This window comes from Rhodococcus sp. ENV425, from assembly GCF_002887785.1.
Lineage (GTDB): Bacteria > Actinomycetota > Actinomycetes > Mycobacteriales > Mycobacteriaceae > Rhodococcus > Rhodococcus aetherivorans.
Map to the genome: position 1 here is coordinate 1 of NZ_PCZU01000300.1, position 320 is coordinate 320.

Annotated in this window: 1 protein-coding gene; it reads left to right on the plus strand. The window is 71.2% G+C overall.

The features are described 5' to 3' along the window. The coding region (locus CQZ88_RS30120) for a DUF6390 family protein (RefSeq protein ID WP_258008856.1) at positions 1-320 on the plus strand (320 nt) is incomplete at both ends.

The following is a 320-nucleotide window of genomic DNA, read 5'->3' on the forward strand; positions in this document are numbered from 1 at the left end:
CCTCGACGCAGAGGTGGTGCGCGCCTACTGGACCGGCAACGCCTTGACGGACCGGATCGATCCGGTGGAGTTCGGGACCCGGCTGCTCGAGCGGCTGGGCACGCAGGCGGGGCACTACTGGACCCACCTGACACCCGAACTGCTTGCCGAGGCGGCCCCGACGCACGCGTTCCACGTGCTGGGGGTGTACCCGTGGTCGCGACTGCTGACCACCGGGATGCCCCAGCCGGTACAGGTTCTCGATTCCTGCCGGATCCGCTGGGGCACCGTCGTCGCCGTCGGACCCGACACGGCGACGGTGCGCAGCCGCCGGCTCGAGT